The sequence below is a fragment of the Bifidobacterium sp. LH_389 genome (assembly GCF_056357235.1).
Genome location: NZ_JBKEVR010000001.1, coordinates 521,704 through 539,031, shown reverse-complemented (window position 1 = coordinate 539,031; position 17,328 = coordinate 521,704). Strand labels below are relative to the sequence as shown.

The 17,328-nt window shown below is 65.4% G+C and carries 11 protein-coding genes; 8 read left to right on the top strand and 3 right to left on the bottom strand.

Translation table 11 applies throughout. The features are described 5' to 3' along the window. Window positions 1–63: 63 nt before the first annotated feature. Complete coding sequence (locus AC1AZA_RS02350) at window positions 64–1,911, top strand: ABC transporter ATP-binding protein (RefSeq protein WP_476513168.1); 1,848 nt, start codon at window positions 64–66, stop codon at window positions 1,909–1,911. Window positions 1,912–1,930: 19 nt separating this feature from the next. On the opposite strand, the gene AC1AZA_RS02345 is transcribed toward AC1AZA_RS02350, so the two are convergent. Together AC1AZA_RS02345 and AC1AZA_RS02340 are read right to left on the bottom strand one after the other, a co-directional pair. Continuing rightward, on the bottom strand, window positions 1,931–2,308 hold the full coding sequence (locus tag AC1AZA_RS02345; RefSeq protein ID WP_476513121.1) for a HepT-like ribonuclease domain-containing protein: 378 nt from the start codon (window positions 2,306–2,308) through the stop codon (window positions 1,931–1,933). 5 nt (window positions 2,309–2,313) lie between these two features. Beyond that, the gene (locus AC1AZA_RS02340) at window positions 2,314–2,835 is read right to left on the bottom strand and encodes a helix-turn-helix domain-containing protein (protein ID WP_476513120.1); all 522 of its coding nucleotides are present in this window, start codon (window positions 2,833–2,835) and stop codon (window positions 2,314–2,316) included. 177 nt (window positions 2,836–3,012) lie between these two features. Here AC1AZA_RS02340 and AC1AZA_RS02335 point away from each other — a divergent pair, with 177 nt between their 5' ends. Continuing rightward, entirely contained in the window at window positions 3,013–4,110 is a 1,098-nt protein-coding gene (locus AC1AZA_RS02335; protein ID WP_476513119.1) for an aldose 1-epimerase family protein, read from the top strand. 54 nt (window positions 4,111–4,164) lie between these two features. Here the strand turns inward: AC1AZA_RS02335 and AC1AZA_RS02330 are convergent, their stop codons facing one another. Next, a complete protein-coding gene (locus tag AC1AZA_RS02330) occupies window positions 4,165–4,815 on the bottom strand; it encodes a TetR/AcrR family transcriptional regulator (protein ID WP_476513118.1) in 651 nt (216 codons plus the stop codon). 173 nt (window positions 4,816–4,988) lie between these two features. On the opposite strand from AC1AZA_RS02330, the gene AC1AZA_RS02325 reads away from it, so the two are divergent. The 6 genes from AC1AZA_RS02325 to AC1AZA_RS02300 all read left to right on the top strand — a co-directional run bounded on the left by AC1AZA_RS02325 (window position 4,989) and on the right by AC1AZA_RS02300 (window position 17,287). Continuing rightward, window positions 4,989–5,690 (top strand): ABC transporter ATP-binding protein, encoded by a 702-nt coding sequence (locus tag AC1AZA_RS02325; RefSeq protein WP_476513117.1) that lies wholly within the window; start codon window positions 4,989–4,991, stop codon window positions 5,688–5,690. 5 nt (window positions 5,691–5,695) lie between these two features. Further along, the gene (locus tag AC1AZA_RS02320) at window positions 5,696–9,031 is read left to right on the top strand and encodes an FtsX-like permease family protein (protein WP_476513116.1); all 3,336 of its coding nucleotides are present in this window, start codon (window positions 5,696–5,698) and stop codon (window positions 9,029–9,031) included. Between the two features lie 387 nt (window positions 9,032–9,418). Then, the gene (locus tag AC1AZA_RS02315) at window positions 9,419–10,396 is read left to right on the top strand and encodes a hypothetical protein (protein ID WP_476513115.1); all 978 of its coding nucleotides are present in this window, start codon (window positions 9,419–9,421) and stop codon (window positions 10,394–10,396) included. A gap of 162 nt (window positions 10,397–10,558) precedes the next feature. Beyond that, window positions 10,559–15,130, top strand: coding sequence for a glutamate synthase large subunit (gene gltB / locus AC1AZA_RS02310; RefSeq protein WP_476513114.1), 4,572 nt, complete (start codon window positions 10,559–10,561; stop codon window positions 15,128–15,130). A gap of 1 nt (window position 15,131) precedes the next feature. Next, on the top strand, window positions 15,132–16,664 hold the full coding sequence (locus AC1AZA_RS02305; RefSeq protein ID WP_476513113.1) for a glutamate synthase subunit beta: 1,533 nt from the start codon (window positions 15,132–15,134) through the stop codon (window positions 16,662–16,664). Between the two features lie 146 nt (window positions 16,665–16,810). Further along, complete coding sequence (locus tag AC1AZA_RS02300; RefSeq protein ID WP_476513112.1) at window positions 16,811–17,287, top strand: DUF2975 domain-containing protein; 477 nt, start codon at window positions 16,811–16,813, stop codon at window positions 17,285–17,287. Window positions 17,288–17,328: the final 41 nt, after the last annotated feature.

Sequence of the window (17,328 nt, the reverse complement as noted above, 5' to 3'; positions counted from 1 at the left end):
GCCGCCCGCGAACTCGACCATCCGTTCCGCACGTTCTTGCGCCTGATCGGCTTCGTGCTGCGCATGTACCCCCTGCAGTACTCGGCGGTGATCGCGCTGATCGTCGTCACCATCTACGCGCAGGTGCGCGGCAACCTGTTCTTCCAACAGCTCATCGACGACTACATCACGCCCATGATGCGCTCCGGCAGCCGCGACTTCGGCCCCCTGCTCGGCGCGATCGGCACGATGGCCGCCATCTACGCGGCAGGCATCGCGGCGGCGGCCGTCAGCGCCGTGCTCAGGGTGTTCGTGACGCAGGGCTTCATGATGAAGCTGCGCAACCGCATGTTCCGGCACATGCAGCGCCTGCCGCTCGGCTACTTCGACACGCATTCGCGCGGCGACGTGATGAGCCTGTACACCAACGACATCGACACCCTGCGTCAGATGGTCTCCCAGGCCGTGCCGCAGATCATCAACTCGATCATCTCCATCGTGATGGTTCTGGCGAGCATGGTCTACCTGTCCGTGCCGCTCACCCTCGTCACGCTCGCGGTCTGCGGCGTGATGGTGTGGACCACGAAGGTGCTCACAGGCAAGTCCGGAACGTACTTCTCCCGCCAGCAGCGGTCCGTGGGCGCGCTCAACGGGTACGTGGAGGAGATGATGACCGGCCAGCGCGTCGTCAAGGCGTTCACGCACGAGGAGGAGGCCAAGACCGCGTTCCGCGAGCTCAACGGCAAGCTGTACGAGGCCTCCAACAACGCGAACAAGTTCTCCGGGTTCCTCGGTCCCATCAACAACCAGCTCGGCTACGTGGCGTACGTGCTGTGCGCGCTCGTGGGCGGCGCGCTCGCCGTGACCGGTGCCACGGGGCTCACGCTCGGCGCGCTGGTGAGCTTCCTCACGTTCGTCAAGTCGTTCACCATGCCCATCAGTCAGGTGAGCCAGCAGTTCAACTCCATCGTGATGGGTCTGGCCGGCGCGGACCGCATCTTCCGGCTGCTCGACGAGCCGGAGGAGTCCGACGAGGGGCGGGTCACGCTGGTGCGCGTACGCGAGGACCCGTCCACCGGCGCGCTCGAGGAGACGGACGAGCGCACCGACCGGTGGGGCTGGAAGCTGCCCGCCGAGGTGTCCGGCGAAGCGTCCGGCGGGGCGTCCGGCGACGGCAACGACCCGCGGATTGTGCCCCTGCGCGGCTATATCCGCCTCGACCACGTGGACTTCGGCTACGTGAAGGGCAAGACCGTGCTGCACGGCATGACCATGTTCGCCAAGCCCGGCCAGAAGATCGCGCTCGTCGGCTCCACCGGCGCCGGCAAGACCACGATCACCAACCTCATCACCCGCTTCTACGACATCGACTCTGGCACCGTTACGTACGACGGCATCGACGTGTCCCGCATCCGCAAGGCCGACCTGCGTCGGTCGCTCGGCATGGTGCTGCAGGACACGCACCTGTTCTCCGGGTCAATCATGGACAACATCCGCTTCGGCCGTCTCGATGCCACCGACGAGGAGGTGATCGCCGCCGCGAAGCTCGCCAACGCGGACGCCTTCATCGAGCGGCTGCCCGACGGGTACGCCACGCAGCTGACCGCGGACGGCGCCTCGCTCAGCCAGGGGCAGCGCCAGATGCTCGCGATCGCACGAGCCGCCGTGGCCGATCCGCCCGCGCTGATCCTCGACGAGGCGACGAGTTCCATCGACACCCGCACCGAGGCGCTCGTGCAGGCCGGCATGGACGAGCTCATGCGCGGACGCACCACGTTCGTGATCGCCCACCGCCTGTCCACCATCCGCAACGCGGACTGCATCATGGTCATCGAGGCGGGGCGGATCGTGGAGCGCGGCACCCACGAGGAGCTTCTGGCCCAACGAGGCCGGTACTACACGCTGTACACCGGGCTGAAGGGGACGAACTGAGCGGCGTGGCGCCGGTCGTTCAGTCTTCGAAGTCCGCCACGACCGGACGCAGCGCTTCGGCCAGCTTCGGGACGTCGATGGAGACCGTGTCGTAGAGCTGCTCCACGTCGATTTCGGCGTAATCATGGATCAGTGCGTTGCGCAGCGCCCGCAATTCATGCCAGGGCAGCCCGGGCATGGCGTCCCGGCACGCGTCGGAGAGTCTGCGTGCGCATTCCTGCGCCTGCGTCATTTCCATGGCGACCGAGTTGAGCAGCATACGGTCGGCCGCGAGATGGTCGGCGTCGTGCGCATGCGTCAGATCCTCCATGGCATGGTCGAGATGTTCCAGCAGACGGATGAGGGTGGTTTCGTCGCGGAACCGCTGATCGCCGTGTATGGCCGTCGCTGTGCCCATGCCGGTCAGGCCACCTTGATGAGGTCCGGCCGGATGTGGGACAGAAAGCGCTTGCCGGCGCGACTGGTTTCCGCGTCGCGTATCAGCGAATCGTAGGAAGTCAGGGACACCCGGTGCCCGAGCGCGCATTCGAGGTCGTCGCGTAATGTCTGGATGACCGTCATAGTGCGGGGGCTGCCCGGAGCCATGCGGTAGAGCAGATCCACGTCCGAATCCGCGTGCGCTTCGCCTCGCGCCACGGAACCGTATACGTACAGGTCCTGCACGCCGTGACGTTGTGCTATCTCGGCGGCGATGACCCGCAACGTTGCGATTTCCGGAACGCTTTCTGCGTGGAACGCCCGTGCATGGGTGCCGGCTCTCGCATTCAGGGCTCGCTCGTAGCGTTCGAGGAACGTCTGAGTGGGATTGCCGTCCCTCTCCGCCCGTGACAGCGCGGATTGCGTGGTGCCCATTGCCTCGGCGACGGCACGCTGCGTCACCCCTAGGCGGATGCGTTCGTTCCGCAGTTCCCCGATCGTTCTCATGGTCTACAGTATAGCGCATATGCTATGTCTCGATCCGTGAGCGCGTGGCCGCGACCGGCGTGTAACCGGTTTCATAATGGGGTCGGGCGGGGTAGAGTGCATACTGTACGTTCAGCGAATATGCGCGTTCGCCCGTCGAATGTGCTCGTTTCCCGGCAGGAATCAAGGAGGACCGTCATGCCGATCGACAACCGCAACAACACCGCAGCCAGAGCCGCCATGCTCGCCCGTACCGGCAGCGTGCAGCAGGCCGCCTACGTGCGTCCGATCGAATACCAGGAGGGCCGCGCCCACGGCCTGAGGGCGATCGAGGCGAAGAACGGACCCATGCGGTTCATGGCCATGGCCGACCGCGCGCTGGACATCGCACAGTTCGAGTACCGCGGCGAGAACCTCACGTTCCTGTCCAAGCCGGGCCTCAACGGGCGCAACCAGTTCGACACCAACGGCCTCGAGGCGCAGCGATCCATCATGGGCGGTCTGTTCTTCACCTGCGGCTTCGAGAACATCTGCGGCCCGTACGTCACCCCGGCGGGCTCGCGCTACCCGGCCGGCAGCTACCCGATGCACGGGCGCATCCGCACCACGCCCGCCGAGCACGTGTCCTCGGATGCCTATTGGGACGCGGAAGGCCGCTACGTGCTGGAGATCTCCGGCGAGATGCGCGAGGCGGAGCTGTTCGGGGAGAACATGGTGCTGCGCCGGCGGATCACCAGCGTGTACGGCACGCCGTCCATCATCGTTGAGGACGAGGTGACCAACGAGTCCTTCCGCGAGGAGCCGCTCATGTGGATGTACCACTGCAACTTCGGCTGGCCCCTGCTGGACGAGGGCGCCGAGGTGGTGATCCCGAGCCGCAAGGCCACCCCGCGCGACGAGACGACCGCCGCGGATGATACCCCGTGGAACGAGATCGGCGCGCCCGTGGAGAACAAGCCGGAGAGCGTATACCTGCACGAGCTCGCGGCGGACGCGGACGGCCGCAGCTTCGCCGGCGTGGTGAACCGGAAGCTGGGGCTCGGCGTGAAGATCGAGTTCGCTGCGGCGGATTTCCCGTATTTCATGGAGTGGAAGTCGATGGGCGCGGGGGACTACGTGGTGGGCCTCGAGCCGTCGAACTCCAGCGTGCTCGGACGCGGCTGGCACGAGGAGCGCGGCGACCTGCACACCATCGCCCCGCAGACGAGCGAGCGCAAGACCGTCACGTTCACCGTGCTCGAGGGGCAGGAGGCGATCGACGCGCTGATCGCCCGCCGTGACGCGCTGATCGCCTGATCCTCGCAGTCCGCCGTTGCGGCCGGTTGCCGCATGGTGCGGTGCGGGAAGTGGTTACCTGCGCATTGTTGCCGCAATGCGCAGGTTGCGGCCGAGCGCGCTGATACCGGCCATGCTGGTGGTGTTGGCGGTGATGGCGGCCATAAGCTCGACGGGTTCCTTGCGGCCGTTGGCGAACCATTCGCGCAGTACGCTCACGATGCCCCCGGCAATATAGGAGAACTGGTAGCTTCGCACGAGTTCGACGGTTTCGCGGTCCGCGTTGGGCACGGGACTGGCGATGGAGACGGGGTCTATGGTCCGGGTGCAGTACTCGTCGATCGATTTGATGATGTCCGCGTACGTGGCGTCGCCCTGGCTGCCGACGATGAGTGAGAACATGTGCTCGTGGCTGTCCGAGAACTGGAAGATCTCGCGGGTCAGGGGGCCGAAGTCGTTGGCGGCGATCTCGTCGCCGTGGCGGGCGATGATCTCCTTGATGGACTCGATGAGCTCGAGCTTGAGTTCATCGAACATTTCGTAGATGTCCATGTAGTGTGCGTAGAAGGTGGCTCGGTTCACGTCCGCGAGCGCGGTGAGCTCGGTGATCGTGATCTTGTTGAGCGGTTTTATCTCCAAAAGCTGCAGCAGCGCATTATGCAGCATGGTCCGTGTGCGGCGGGATCGCCGGTCGAGCGGCTTGGAGAGGACGGTTTCGTCCGGCATGATTCTTACCTCACATTCTGCCCGTGCGGTGTCGTTTATCCATCGTAAGTCGCGGCAATTGGTTGTTGCGCCGCGTTTCCGGCGTTGTTCATAATGATAGGGCATAAAGCGACATGTGTTGTAAAACAAATATGTGTCGTGTTTCAGTCAAGTGTCCGACAAGGAGCAACGGCATGGCCTACATCGAAATGGTGCACAGCTACAAGCGGTACCACATGGGTGACACCACCATCGTCGCCAACAATGACGTGAACTTCGGCATCGAAAAGGGAGAACTGGCGATCATCCTCGGATCGTCCGGCGCAGGGAAATCGACCGTGCTCAACATTTTGGGAGGCATGGACACCAACAGCGAGGGACAGGTGATCATCGACGGGAAAGACATCTCCAACTACACCGCGCGGCAGCTGACCGACTACCGCCGCACCGACATCGGGTTCGTGTTCCAGTTCTACAACCTTGTGGCCAATCTCACCGCCCGGGAGAACGTGGAACTTGCCTCCGAGATCGTGCGCAATGCGCAGGATCCCGTCAAGACGCTCACTGATGTGGGGCTGAAGGACCGCATCGACAATTTCCCGGCCCAACTTTCCGGCGGCGAGCAGCAGCGCGTCGCCATCGCGCGCGCCGTGGCCAAGAACCCCAAGATCCTGCTGTGCGACGAGCCGACCGGCGCGCTCGACTACAACACCGGCAAGCAGGTGCTGCGGATCCTGCAGGATCAAAGTCGTATCAAGGGCGCCACCGTGGTGATCGTCACCCATAACTCCGCCATCGCGCCCATCGCCGATCGCGTGATCCACATGCACGACGCGCGCGTCAAGGCCATTGAGGTCAACGAGCACCCGATGGACATCGGGGATCTGGAGTGGTGATCGCAATGACGCTTCCCAAACCCCGCAAACGCATGCTGTGGCGGGACGTCCGCGTCACCCTCGCCAAATCCAGGGGCCGCTTCGTCTCCATCGTGAGCCTCGTGGCGCTCGGATCGTTCGCCCTCGTGGGATTGTTCGCCACCGTGCCGGACATGCGCTCTACCGCCCGCGCTTTCTACAACGAGCACAACCTCGCCGATGTGACCGTGATCAGCGACTACGGCCTGACCGCCGACGACGAGGCGATCATCCGCGGAACAGCCGGTGTGAAGGACGCCGAATTCGGCTACTTCAAGGACGTGACCATCGCCGGCAGCGACCACAGCCTGCGCGTCCATTCCCTGCCCCAGACCGTTTCCACCTACGAAGTCGTGGAAGGCAGGCTGCCACAGGCCGACGGCGAGATCGCCCTTGATTCCGGCCAGCGCGACAGGTTTGCCGTGGACAGCTCCATCCGCGTGACCGAACTGCCGGACATCGCCGGCGACACCGTGCTCGGACGGACCGACTTCACCGTGGTCGGTTTCGTGGAGGCCAGCGACACCGTCTCCAACCTCAACATGGGACAGTCCACCGCCGGATCCGGCGAACTCGACGGATACGCCGTGGTCGTCCCGGACACCTTCGATTCGTCCGTGGCGATGATCGGCCGCGTCACCTTTGAGGACACAGCCGGACTGAGCTACTGGGATGACGCCTACCGCGACCGCGTGCAGGATCACAAGACCACGCTCTCCCGACGGCTCGCCAACCAGCCCGCCGCCCGACGCGACTCCATCCGTTCCGAACGTCGCGAGCAGATCGCCGAGGCGCAGGAGCAGGTGGACGACGCCAAACAGCAGCTCGCGGACGCCCAAGCCCAGCTTGACGACGCCAAGGCGCAGATCGAATCCGGCAAGGACCGGATTGCCCAGGGCCAGCTTGACGCCGTCGACCAGGCATCCTCCGCGGCCGCCGAGCTCGCCGGCGCCACCTCGCAGATCGCCTCCGCCAACTCCACGCTCGCCGCCGCCCAAACCCAGCTCACCACCGGCGCCCAGCAGCTCAATCAGGGTCAGGGCGGTCTCGGACTCGCCTGGATGCAGCTCAATCAGGCCGGCAAGCAGCTCACCGTGGTCCGCGCGGCGCTCGATGCCTCCAAGACCGCTCTCGACGCCACCGGCCGTCTCCTCGCTTCATGGGAGAAAAACGGGATAACCGGCAAGGCGTACCAAAGTCTCAAAGGGAGGTACGATCAGGCGCTCGCCGACTGGAACACGGCCGCGGACACGTACAACGCCATGCTGGGCCAATACAACAGCGGCCTTGAACAGTTCAATGAAGGGACCGCCAAGCTCGATCAGGGATCCGAGGAGTACCAACAGAACGCGGCCGCGATCGCGGAGGCCCAAAAACTGCTTGCATCCAAGCAGATCGAACTCGGGCACGCCGTCTCCACGGCCGCATCCGGATCGGCGTCCGACGGCGCCGCGCAGATGATCCAAGGCCAGCGCGACCTCGAGAAGGCCGAGGACGAATACGACCAGAAGCTCAAGGAATTCAACGATGCCAAGCCCGAGGCCGAGAAGCGGATCGCCGACGCGGAGCGTCAGATCAAAATGGCGAGCGAAAAGGTGGACACTCTCGAAGTGCCCGCGTACTCGATCGACGGACGGCGCGAGGGACTCACCTCCGAGGGATACCGTGTGTACGAGATCATCGCGGACATCGTCATGAAGCTTGCGCGCATCTTCCCGATCTTCCTGTACTTCGTGGCCGCGCTGGTCACGTTCACCACCATGGGCCGCATGGTGGACGAGGAGCGTGCCAACTCCGGCACCCTCAAGGCGCTGGGATACGGGAACGCGGACATCATGAAGAAATTCCTCGTCTACGGCTTCTCATCCTCCACGGCCGGCACGGTTCTGGGCGTGGCGGCCGGGCACACCATCCTGCCGCTTATCGTCTACCACGCCTATGATTCCGGATTCACCATGCCGCGCATCGAGCTGCACTTCCATCCGGGCGTGACCATCGCCGCGTTCCTGCTCGCATGGGCGAGCGCCGTGGCTCCCGCGTGGATCGCCGCGTCCCGCGAGCTCAAGGAGAAACCCGCCGCGCTGCTCCTGCCCAAACCTCCCGCCAAGGGCTCGAAGATTCTCCTCGAGCGGATCACGCCTGTGTGGGACCATCTGAGCTTCACCCGCAAGGTCACGGCCCGCAACCTGTTCCGTTACAAGTCGCGCGGCTTCATGACCATCTTCGGTGTGGCCGGCGCGGTGTCGCTGCTCACCGCGGGGCTGGGCGTGCAGGCGTCGATCGGACAGATCGGCGAGCGCCAGTTCGGCGACATCATCCACTACGACCTGATCGTGGCGGAAAAATCGGACAACAACGCCGACCAGCGCGACGCCGTGGCCAAGGCCGTCGCGCCGGTGGCAGGGGATGACGGCAACGGGGAGATCGGCCGATCCGCTCCGATCCGCTATGAGGAGCTCACCACCGCCGCCGGCAAACAGGGCGACAAGCAGACGATCACGCTCATCGTCACCGACGACGCCTACAACTTCGGCGACTACATCACCCTGCGCGACCGCGTCTCACGTGACCCGCAGGTCCTGACCGACCGAGGAGCGATCATCTCCGAACGTATGGCGGATATGCTCGGAGCCAAGGCCGGGGACACCATATCCGTGACGGATCCCGACGGCGTGGAGCGCCGGGTGCGCGTGGATGGCGTGACCGAAATGTACATCGGCCACTTCATGTTCATGTCCTCCGGGGGCTATGGTCGCGCGTTCGGCGCCGACTACCAGTCCAACGCCTACATGGTCCGCCTCAAGGATTCCTCCGTGGACAACGCCAACAGGCAGGGGGCGGACCTCATGGCCGTGGACGGGGTCAGGGGCGTGGTGCAGAACACCACCATGAAGAACCAGGTGGCCACGATCGTCGACTCGCTCGACCAGATCATGGAGGTGCTCATCCTCGTTGCCGCGCTGCTGGCCGTGGTGGTCCTCTACAACCTCACCAACCTCAATATCTCCGAACGCATCCGCGAACTGTCGACCATCAAGGTGCTCGGATTCCACACCGGGGAAACGACCATGTACATCTATCGCGAAACGGTCGTACTGTCCGCGCTGGGCGTGCTGGCCGGCTACGGCTTCGGCGCGCTGCTGCATCGCTACATCGTCTCCGAGGTGCCACCGGACGAGGTCATGTTCGACCCGGCCCTCGCCTGGCCCGCGTTCGCCGTGCCGCTCGCCGTGGTGGTCGTGGTGCTCGCCATGCTCGGCTGGGTGGTGTACCGCCGTCTCAAGGACGTGGACATGCTCGGCGCATTGAAGTCCGTGGAATGAGCTGGGAACGGAGAAAAATAGGGAGAACCCATGCACCGTCCGTCGCATTGTAGGCTGTATGCGGGCACGGTTGTTCCTCGTGTACGGTTTCGTACCGCCTGATATGAAACCGTACGCGAGGAAGCCCCAGATGGCGCAAAATGTATCGCCCGATATGAAACCGTGCATCTGGCCCGTGCAGATGGCGTAAATCGTATCGGCCGATATGATTTCGTACACGGGCGGGCCACGTCCGACCACAGCGGGACCGTTATCCACCATGCCATGCACCGTTTCGTGCAGGACACGCCCGAAGCCACCCGTTAGGGGGCCACGTCCGACCACAATCGCCCGTTCGGCTGGCGTAGCTGCGAGCCGCGTCGATACGGTCGAACCATGCGAAGAAACTTGAGAATCGAACGCCTGCTGGACGAGAGTGAACATGAACGCCGTTGCGCCGTCGGGCTCACCGATGCCGATCGAAGGGCGCTGGCCCGTCGCGTCGCCGCGGGTGAGCTGCTCAGTCCGTATCGCAATCTCTATGTGCGCCGCGCCTATTGGGGTGCAATGACGGTCATGCAGCGCACCGTCCATGTTGCGAGGTCGCTGGCCATGCTGCATCCCGAGTGGATCTTCGCCGGGCTGACGGCGGCGACCATCCACGGCTATGACCATTCCCATTCCCTGCACGACGGGACCGTCACCATCGCCAGTCCGCGCACGGCTCAACCCTGCGATTCGGGAAAGCTGCGCCGCATCCGCATGACCGGTCCGCAGGTTCTGACCGTCGACGGGCTCAGGGTCACGGATCCGGTGCGGACGCTGTTGGATTGCGGGAGTGCGTTCCCGTTCGAGGAGATGCTCGCCATCTTCGATGCCGCCGCGCGCAGGGGGATCGGCATGGACGCCGTGGCGGCCGCGTGCAGTCAGGGGGCGGGCGGCGTGGATGCTCCGCGTATTGCACGACTGTGCGAACACGCGGACGGGCGCAGCGAGAACGGCGGCGAGTCGAAGGTCCGTGCGCTGATGATCGGCAACAGGTTCCTCAAACCCCGGCTGCAACGCCGATTCGAGAATCCGGACAACCCGCTCGGGCCGTACCGCAGCGATTTCAGCTGGGAACTGCCGAACGGCATCGTCGTTGCGGAATACGACGGCATGGCAAAGTACACGATGCCGCAGTCGGGTGCCGGGGAGCGATCCCGGGAAGGCTCCGGCGAACGCAGATTGGTGCAGGCCGCCGTGCATGCCGAGCGGCGGCGCGAGGATCACCTTCGCGCGCAGGGCGTGACCGCCATCGCACGGCTCGAATTCGAGGATACGCTGTATCCCGGCCGTCTGATCCACAAGCTGCTTGATGTGGGCGTGCCGCGGACAGGGTATTGACTTTTGCCCTGACTCGGTATATGGACGCCGAAACGTGTTTGACACACCCGGGTTGTACGCTGACTAGCGCATTATCCAAAGAACCGCGGTTTGTCAAGACCTTTGCCGAACTTCGCCAAGGCTTTGCCAAGACGCCGCCAAAACGAGTCGAAGGTGGTTTCGGTGACTTTCCACGCCCCGCTAGATCTCACGATCCATGATTCCCAAGGGTTGTACAACCCCAACAGCGAGCATGACGCATGCGGCGTCGGCATGGTCACTACCCTCAACAAGCGCCCCGAGCGCCGGATCGTCGACGACGCCATCGAGGTACTCGTCAACCTCAACCACCGCGGTGCCGTGGGCGCCGAGGAGAACACCGGCGACGGCGCGGGCATCCTCATGAGCATGCCCGACGAGTTCATGCGCGCCACGGTGGGCGTGGACCTGCCCGCCGAGGGCCGCTACGCCGCCGGCATCGCGTTCCTCGACCGCGACATCGCCACCTCCGGCCAGCAGGAGCAGGCCATCGCGCGGATCGTGCGCGAGGAGGGGCTCGACGTGCTCGCCTGGCGCGTGGTGCCCACCAACCCGGACGGTCTGGGCCTGCAGGCGCTCGCCACCATGCCGAGCTTCAAGACGCTCGTGGTGGCCTCGCCGGACGGCGATCTGGCCGGCATCGAGCTGGACCGCAAGACCTTCCGCATCCGCAAGCGCGTGGAGCACGAGGTGGGCGTGTACTTCGCATCCCTGTCCGCGCGCACCATCACCTACAAGGGCATGCTCACCACCATGCAGCTCACGCCCTTCTTCAAGGACCTCTCCGACGAGCGCATGAAGGCCCGCATCGCCATTGTGCACTCCCGCTTCTCCACCAACACGTTCCCCAGCTGGCCGCTCGCCCAGCCGTTCCGCCTGCTCGCCCACAACGGCGAGATCAACACCATCCAGGGCAACCGCAACTGGCTGTCCGCGCGCGAGGGCCGCCTGAGCTCCAAGCTGCTCGGCGAGTTCAAGGAACTGCTGCCCATCGCCACGCCCGGCTACTCGGATTCCGGCACGTTCGACGAATGCCTCGAACTGCTGCACCTCGCCGGCCGTTCCCTGCCGCACGCCATCAGCATGATGCTGCCGCCCGCGTGGGAGAAGAACGAGTCGCTCGACCCGGACGTGCGCGCGTTCTACGAGTACAACAACACGCTCATCGAACCGTGGGACGGCCCGGCGGACATCATCTTCACCGACGGCACCCAGGTGGGCGCGCTGCTCGACCGCAACGGCTTCCGCCCCGGCCGCTGGCAGCTCGACGCCGACGGCTATCTGGTGCTCGCCTCCGAGGCCGGCGTGCTGCCGAACATCCCGCAGGACAAGGTGGTGGCCAAGGGCCGCCTCGAGCCGGGCAAGATGTTCCTCGTGGACACCGCCGAGGGCCGCATCATCCCGGACGAGGAGATCAAGAAGTCCCTCGCCGCGCTGCACCCGTACCGTCAGTGGGTGGAGGGCAATTCCGTGGAGATGAGCGACCTGCCCCAACGCGAGCACGTGAGCCACTCCGGCCAGTCCGTGCAGCGCCGCCAGCGCGCGTTCGGCTACACCGAGGAGGACCTGAAGCTCCTGCTCACCCCCATGGCCAACACCGGCAAGGAACCGCTCGGTTCCATGGGCAACGACAACCCGCTGCCCGTGCTCTCCAAGCGCAGCCGCATGCTCTTCGACTACTTCCACCAGAAGTTCGCGCAGGTCACCAACCCGCCGCTGGACTGGGAGCGAGAGGAGATCGTCACTTCGCTCGAATCCGCGATCGGCCCCGAGCCGAACCTGCTGGAGGACACCGAGCTGCACGCCAAGAAGATCCTCATTCCGCTGCCCGTCATCAACTCGGACGAGATGGCCCAGCTCAAGAGGCTGGACAAGGCCAAGGTGCTCGGCGGCTACTACCGGCCGTTCGTCGTCAAGGGCCTGTATCAGGTGGCCGGCGGCGGCAAGGCCCTCGAGGAGCGTCTCGAGGAGATTTTCGCCGAGGTCGACCGGGCCATCGAATCCGGCAGCAACTTCATCGTGCTGTCCGACCGCGACTCCAACCATACGTGGGGACCCATCCCGTCGCTGCTGCTCACCGCGGCCGTCCAGCACCACCTGCTGCGCCGCCACACACGCACGCAGATCTCCATGGCCGTGGAGGCCGGGGACGTGCGCGAGATCCACCATGTGGCGCTGCTCATCGCGTACGGTGCGGCCTGCGTGAACCCGTACCTCGCGTTCGAATCCGTGGAGAATCTGGCACGCGCCGGCTACCTCAAGGTGGACGCGCCCACCGCCGTGAGGAACCTCACCAAGGCCCTGTCCACCGGCGTGCTCAAGATCATGTCCAAGATGGGTGTCTCCACGATCATGAGCTACCGCGGCGCCCAGCTGTTCGAGGCCGTGGGCCTGAGCCGCGACGTGGTGGACAAGTACTTCACCGGCACCGTCTCCCAGGTGGGCGGCGTGGGGCTGGACGAGCTGGCCGAGGAGGTGGCCATCCGCCACCGCGTGGCCTATCCGAACCAGTGGACCGCCACCCCGCACATGAATCTGGAGATCGGTGGCGAATACAAGTGGCGTCGCACCGGCGAGGACCATCTCAACGATCCGGAGGCCATCTTCCTGCTCCAGCAGTCCACCCAGCGCGGCGACTACGAGATGTTCAAGAAGTACTCGCACCACATCAACGACACCTCCAACCGTCTCATGACCCTACGCGGCCTCATGAAGTTCAAGCACGACCGCAAGCCGATCGACATCTCCGAAGTCGAACCGGCCAGCGAGATCGTCAAGCGCTTCTCCACCGGCGCCATGAGCTACGGATCCATCTCGCAGGAGGCGCACGAGACGCTTGCCATCGCCATGAACACGCTCCACGCGCGCTCCAACTCCGGCGAGGGCGGCGAATCGGACGATCGCATTAACGATCCGCTGCGCTACAGCCGCATCAAGCAGATCGCGTCCGCGCGTTTCGGCGTCACCTCCGACTATCTGATGCATGCCACCGACCTGCAGATCAAGCTCGCGCAGGGCGCCAAGCCCGGCGAGGGCGGTCATCTGCCCGGCGCGAAGGTGCCGCCGTGGATCGCCAAGGTCCGCCATGCCACTCCGGGCGTGGAGCTCATCTCCCCGCCGCCGCATCACGACATCTACTCCATCGAGGATCTGAAGCAGCTCATCAACGACGCGAAGATGGCGAACCCGAAGGCGCGCATCCACGTCAAGCTCGTCTCCGAGTTCGGCGTGGGCACCATCGCCGCCGGCGTGGCCAAGTGCCATGCGGACGTGGTGCTCATCTCCGGCTACGACGGCGGCACCGGCGCGGCCCCGCTCAACGCGATTCGCCACGCGGGCACCCCGTGGGAGATCGGTCTGGCGGAGACCCAGCAGACGCTGATCCTCAACGGCCTGCGTTCGCGCATCGTCGTGCAGTGCGACGGCGAGCTGAAGACCGGCCGCGACGTGGTGATCGCCGCGCTGCTGGGTGCCGAGGAGTTCGGCTTCGCCACCGCGGCGCTGATCGTGGAGGGTTGCGTCATGATGCGCGCCTGCCAGAAGAACACCTGCCCGCAGGGCATCGCCACCCAGGACCCGGAGCTGCGCGCCCGGTTCCGCGGCAAGCCCGAGCACGTGATCAACTTCTTCATGTACATTGCCGAGGAGGTGCGCGAGATCCTCGCCGAGCTGGGCTTCCGCACGCTCGAGGAGGCCGTGGGCCACGTCGAGTGCCTGGACCAGAACGAGGCGATCAAGCGCTGGAAGGCCGACGGCATCGACCTGTCCAATGTGCTCATGCAGCCCGGCCCGGTGCCCGGAACCATTCTGCACAACACCGAAGGCCAGGACCACGAGCTTCAGAAGGCGCTCGACAACGAACTCATCCGCCTTGCCGAGCCGGCCTTGGAGCGCAAGGAGCCGGTGCGCATCGAAGTGCCGATCCGCAACGTGAACCGTACGCTCGGCACCATGGTCGGCTACGAGATCACCCGTCGCTACGGCGCCGAGGGTCTGCCGGACGATACGATCGACATGACCCTGCACGGTTCCGGCGGTCAGTCCATCGGCGCGTTCATTCCGCGCGGCGAAACCATGCGCGTCTACGGCGAGGTCAACGACTACGCCGGCAAGGGCCTGTCCGGCGGCCGTCTCATCGTCCGCGCGGAGGATGGCGTCACCTTCGACCCGCACACCAACGTGATCGCGGGCAACGTGACCGGCTTCGGCGCCACGTCCGGCGAACTGTTCATTGCGGGCCGGGCCGGCGAACGCTTCGGCGTGCGCAACTCCGGCGCCACCTTTGTGGTGGAGGGCGTGGGCGACCATGGCTGCGAGTACATGACCGGCGGCACCGTCGTGGTGCTCGGCCCCACCGGCCGCAACTTCGGCGCCGGCTTCTCCGGAGGCAACGCCTACGTGCTCGACCTCGACATGAAGCAGGTCAACCCGGAGGCCGCGCACAACGGCTCCCTGCTCTTCCAGCCGCTCGAAGGCAAGGAGGAGGAGCTGGTCCACGCGCTCGTCAAGAAGCACGCCGAGGAAACCGAATCCGCCTTCGCCCAGAGCCTGCTGGACGACTGGGCCAACACCGTGCGCCGCATCACCCACGTGGTGCCCGCCCACTACGTCGCCATGCTCGAGGCGCTGGCGGACGCCGAAGCCAATCACCTCGACTTCTCCGCGCCCGGCGTGTGGGAGAAGACTTACGAACACGTCATGGAAGGAGCCCACTGACATGGGAGATCCCAGAGGATTCCTGAAGGTCCGCACCCGTCGCGAGCTGGCCGAACGTCCGGTCGCTGAGCGCATCAAGGACTGGCTTGACGTCCACGCCGAATCCGGCCTGCAGCCGTGGACCACCGAGCAGGCGGCCCGCTGCATGGACTGCGGCACCCCGTTCTGCATGTCCGGTTGCCCGCTGGGCAACGTGATCCCCGAGTTCAACGATCTCGTGCGTCAGGAGCAGTGGGAGGACGCCTACAACCGCCTGTCGATGACCAACAACTTCCCGGAGGTCACCGGCCGCATCTGCCCGGCCCTGTGCGAGCAGGCGTGCGTGCTCGGCATCCACCAGCCGCCCACCATGATCAAGAATGACGAGGTCACCATCATCGATCAGGCGTGGGACCTCGACTACGTCAAGCCCCTGCCGCCGCAGCGCCTGACCGACCAGACCGTGGCGGTCGTCGGCTCCGGGCCCGCGGGTCTCGCCTGCGCGCAGCAGCTCACGCGTGCCGGCCACACGGTGGTCGTCTACGAGCGCGACGACGCCATCGGCGGACTCATGCGCTACGGCATCCCGAACTTCAAGCTCGACAAGCGTCTGCTCGACCGTCGCGTCAAGCAGATGGAGGCCGAGGGCACCCGCTTCCGCACCGGCGTGGAGATCGGCAAGGACATCTCCTGGGACGACCTTCGCTCCCGCTACGACGCGGTCGTGGTGGCCATCGGCTCCACCGTGCCGCGCGACATGAAGATTCCCGGCCGTGAGCTCGACGGCATCCACTTCGCCATGGAGTACCTGCCGGACGCCACCCGCCGCGTCTACGGTGTCAAACCCGTGCATGACATCACCGCCAAGGACAAGCACGTGATCGTGATCGGCGGCGGCGACACCGGCTCCGACTGCCTCGGCACCGCCATTCGTCAGGGTGCCAAGGACGTGACCGTCCTGCAGATCATGCCCAAGGAGCCGTCGAGCCGCCCGGACAACGCCCCGTGGCCCACATTCGCGCGCCTCTACCAGAAGACCTCCTCCATGGAGGAGGGCGGCACCTACGTGTACAGCACCGACTCGGTGAACTTCATCGGCTCCGAGGAGGAGCAGGCGCGCGTGCACATCGAGAACTCCACCGCGTCCGAGGGCTTCGTGTCCGACGAGCACGGTCACGTGACCGGCCTCAAGGTGGTGAACGTGGCTCCCGGCGAGAACGGCCCGTTCACCCGCCAACCCGGCACCGAGCGCGTGCTGCCCGCCGATCTGGTGCTCATCTCCGTGGGCTTCCTCCACCCGGACACCTCCACGCTCGTGGATCAGCTGCCCGTGGAGCTCGACCGCCGTGGCAACGTGGCGCGCAACGACGGTTTCGCCACATCGCAGGACGGCGTGTTCGCCTGCGGCGACGCCGGGCGCGGCCAGAGCCTCGTGGTGTGGGCCATCTCCGAGGGACGCTCCTGCGCGGCCGCCGTGGATAGGTACCTCACCGGTTCCACCGAACTGCCGGCGCCCATCACCGCCTCCCAGCGGCCGATGATGCTGCCGCGCTGAGTCGGTTTGCTCGGATCCGGCCCGGGCGGGTTTGGCTTGGGCTGATCCGGCACGCCAATCCGCCTCGCGAGAGCATCCGACGAATCTGAAGGTCCTGCGGTACAGTAGTCCGCAGGACCTTTTTCCTATGAATCAAAGGAGTTTCCATGCCCAATCGTGCCGAGCGCCGCGCCGCCGCCAAGAGGGAGAAGCGCGGCATTCCGCAGCAATACGACCAGACCCGCGGCAGGGGACGGGCCAACATGGTGGACGAGTACGCGCTGCAGGAGAAGTCCCGCCGTCTGCAGGAGGGCATTGACGACTCCGGCCCGTGGAAGCCGACCGCTCACATCGAGGACGATGCGGCCGAATCCTCCGCGGCCGTCAACCCCGACTACCGCAACCCCTCCAAGGGACTGAGCGCCCCCGCCAGCGCGCGTGGCTGGCTGCGCGCGATCAGCTGGACGCTCATCGCACTGTCCATCATCGGGTTCTTCGTGGTCATGTGGCTGCCGGACGCACCCATGTGGGTCATCATCACGGTTTCCGCCGTGTTCGCGGTCGGCGTGCTGAGCCTGTTCTTCGTGGCGGCCAAGTCTCCGCGCGAAAATCCGAACGTGGACGCGCACGGCACTGCGGTGTGACGCGGGTGTGATGCGGCGATTGTCCGATTCGGCGGCTATCC

Bases quoted from the DNA above. Each gene is read 5' to 3' on its own strand.
- AC1AZA_RS02350 (WP_476513168.1), top strand. From the start codon at position 64: ATGTACCCCCTGCAGTACTCGGCGGTGATCGCGCTGATCGTCGTCACC.
- AC1AZA_RS02345 (WP_476513121.1), bottom strand. From the start codon at position 2,308: ATGGGCACAGCGACGGCCATACACGGCGATCAGCGGTTCCGCGACGAA.
- AC1AZA_RS02340 (WP_476513120.1), bottom strand. From the start codon at position 2,835: ATGAGAACGATCGGGGAACTGCGGAACGAACGCATCCGCCTAGGGGTG.
- AC1AZA_RS02335 (WP_476513119.1), top strand. From the start codon at position 3,013: ATGCCGATCGACAACCGCAACAACACCGCAGCCAGAGCCGCCATGCTC.
- AC1AZA_RS02330 (WP_476513118.1), bottom strand. From the start codon at position 4,815: ATGCCGGACGAAACCGTCCTCTCCAAGCCGCTCGACCGGCGATCCCGC.
- AC1AZA_RS02325 (WP_476513117.1), top strand. From the start codon at position 4,989: ATGGCCTACATCGAAATGGTGCACAGCTACAAGCGGTACCACATGGGT.
- AC1AZA_RS02320 (WP_476513116.1), top strand. From the start codon at position 5,696: ATGACGCTTCCCAAACCCCGCAAACGCATGCTGTGGCGGGACGTCCGC.
- AC1AZA_RS02305 (WP_476513113.1), top strand. From the start codon at position 15,132: ATGGGAGATCCCAGAGGATTCCTGAAGGTCCGCACCCGTCGCGAGCTG.
- AC1AZA_RS02300 (WP_476513112.1), top strand. From the start codon at position 16,811: ATGCCCAATCGTGCCGAGCGCCGCGCCGCCGCCAAGAGGGAGAAGCGC.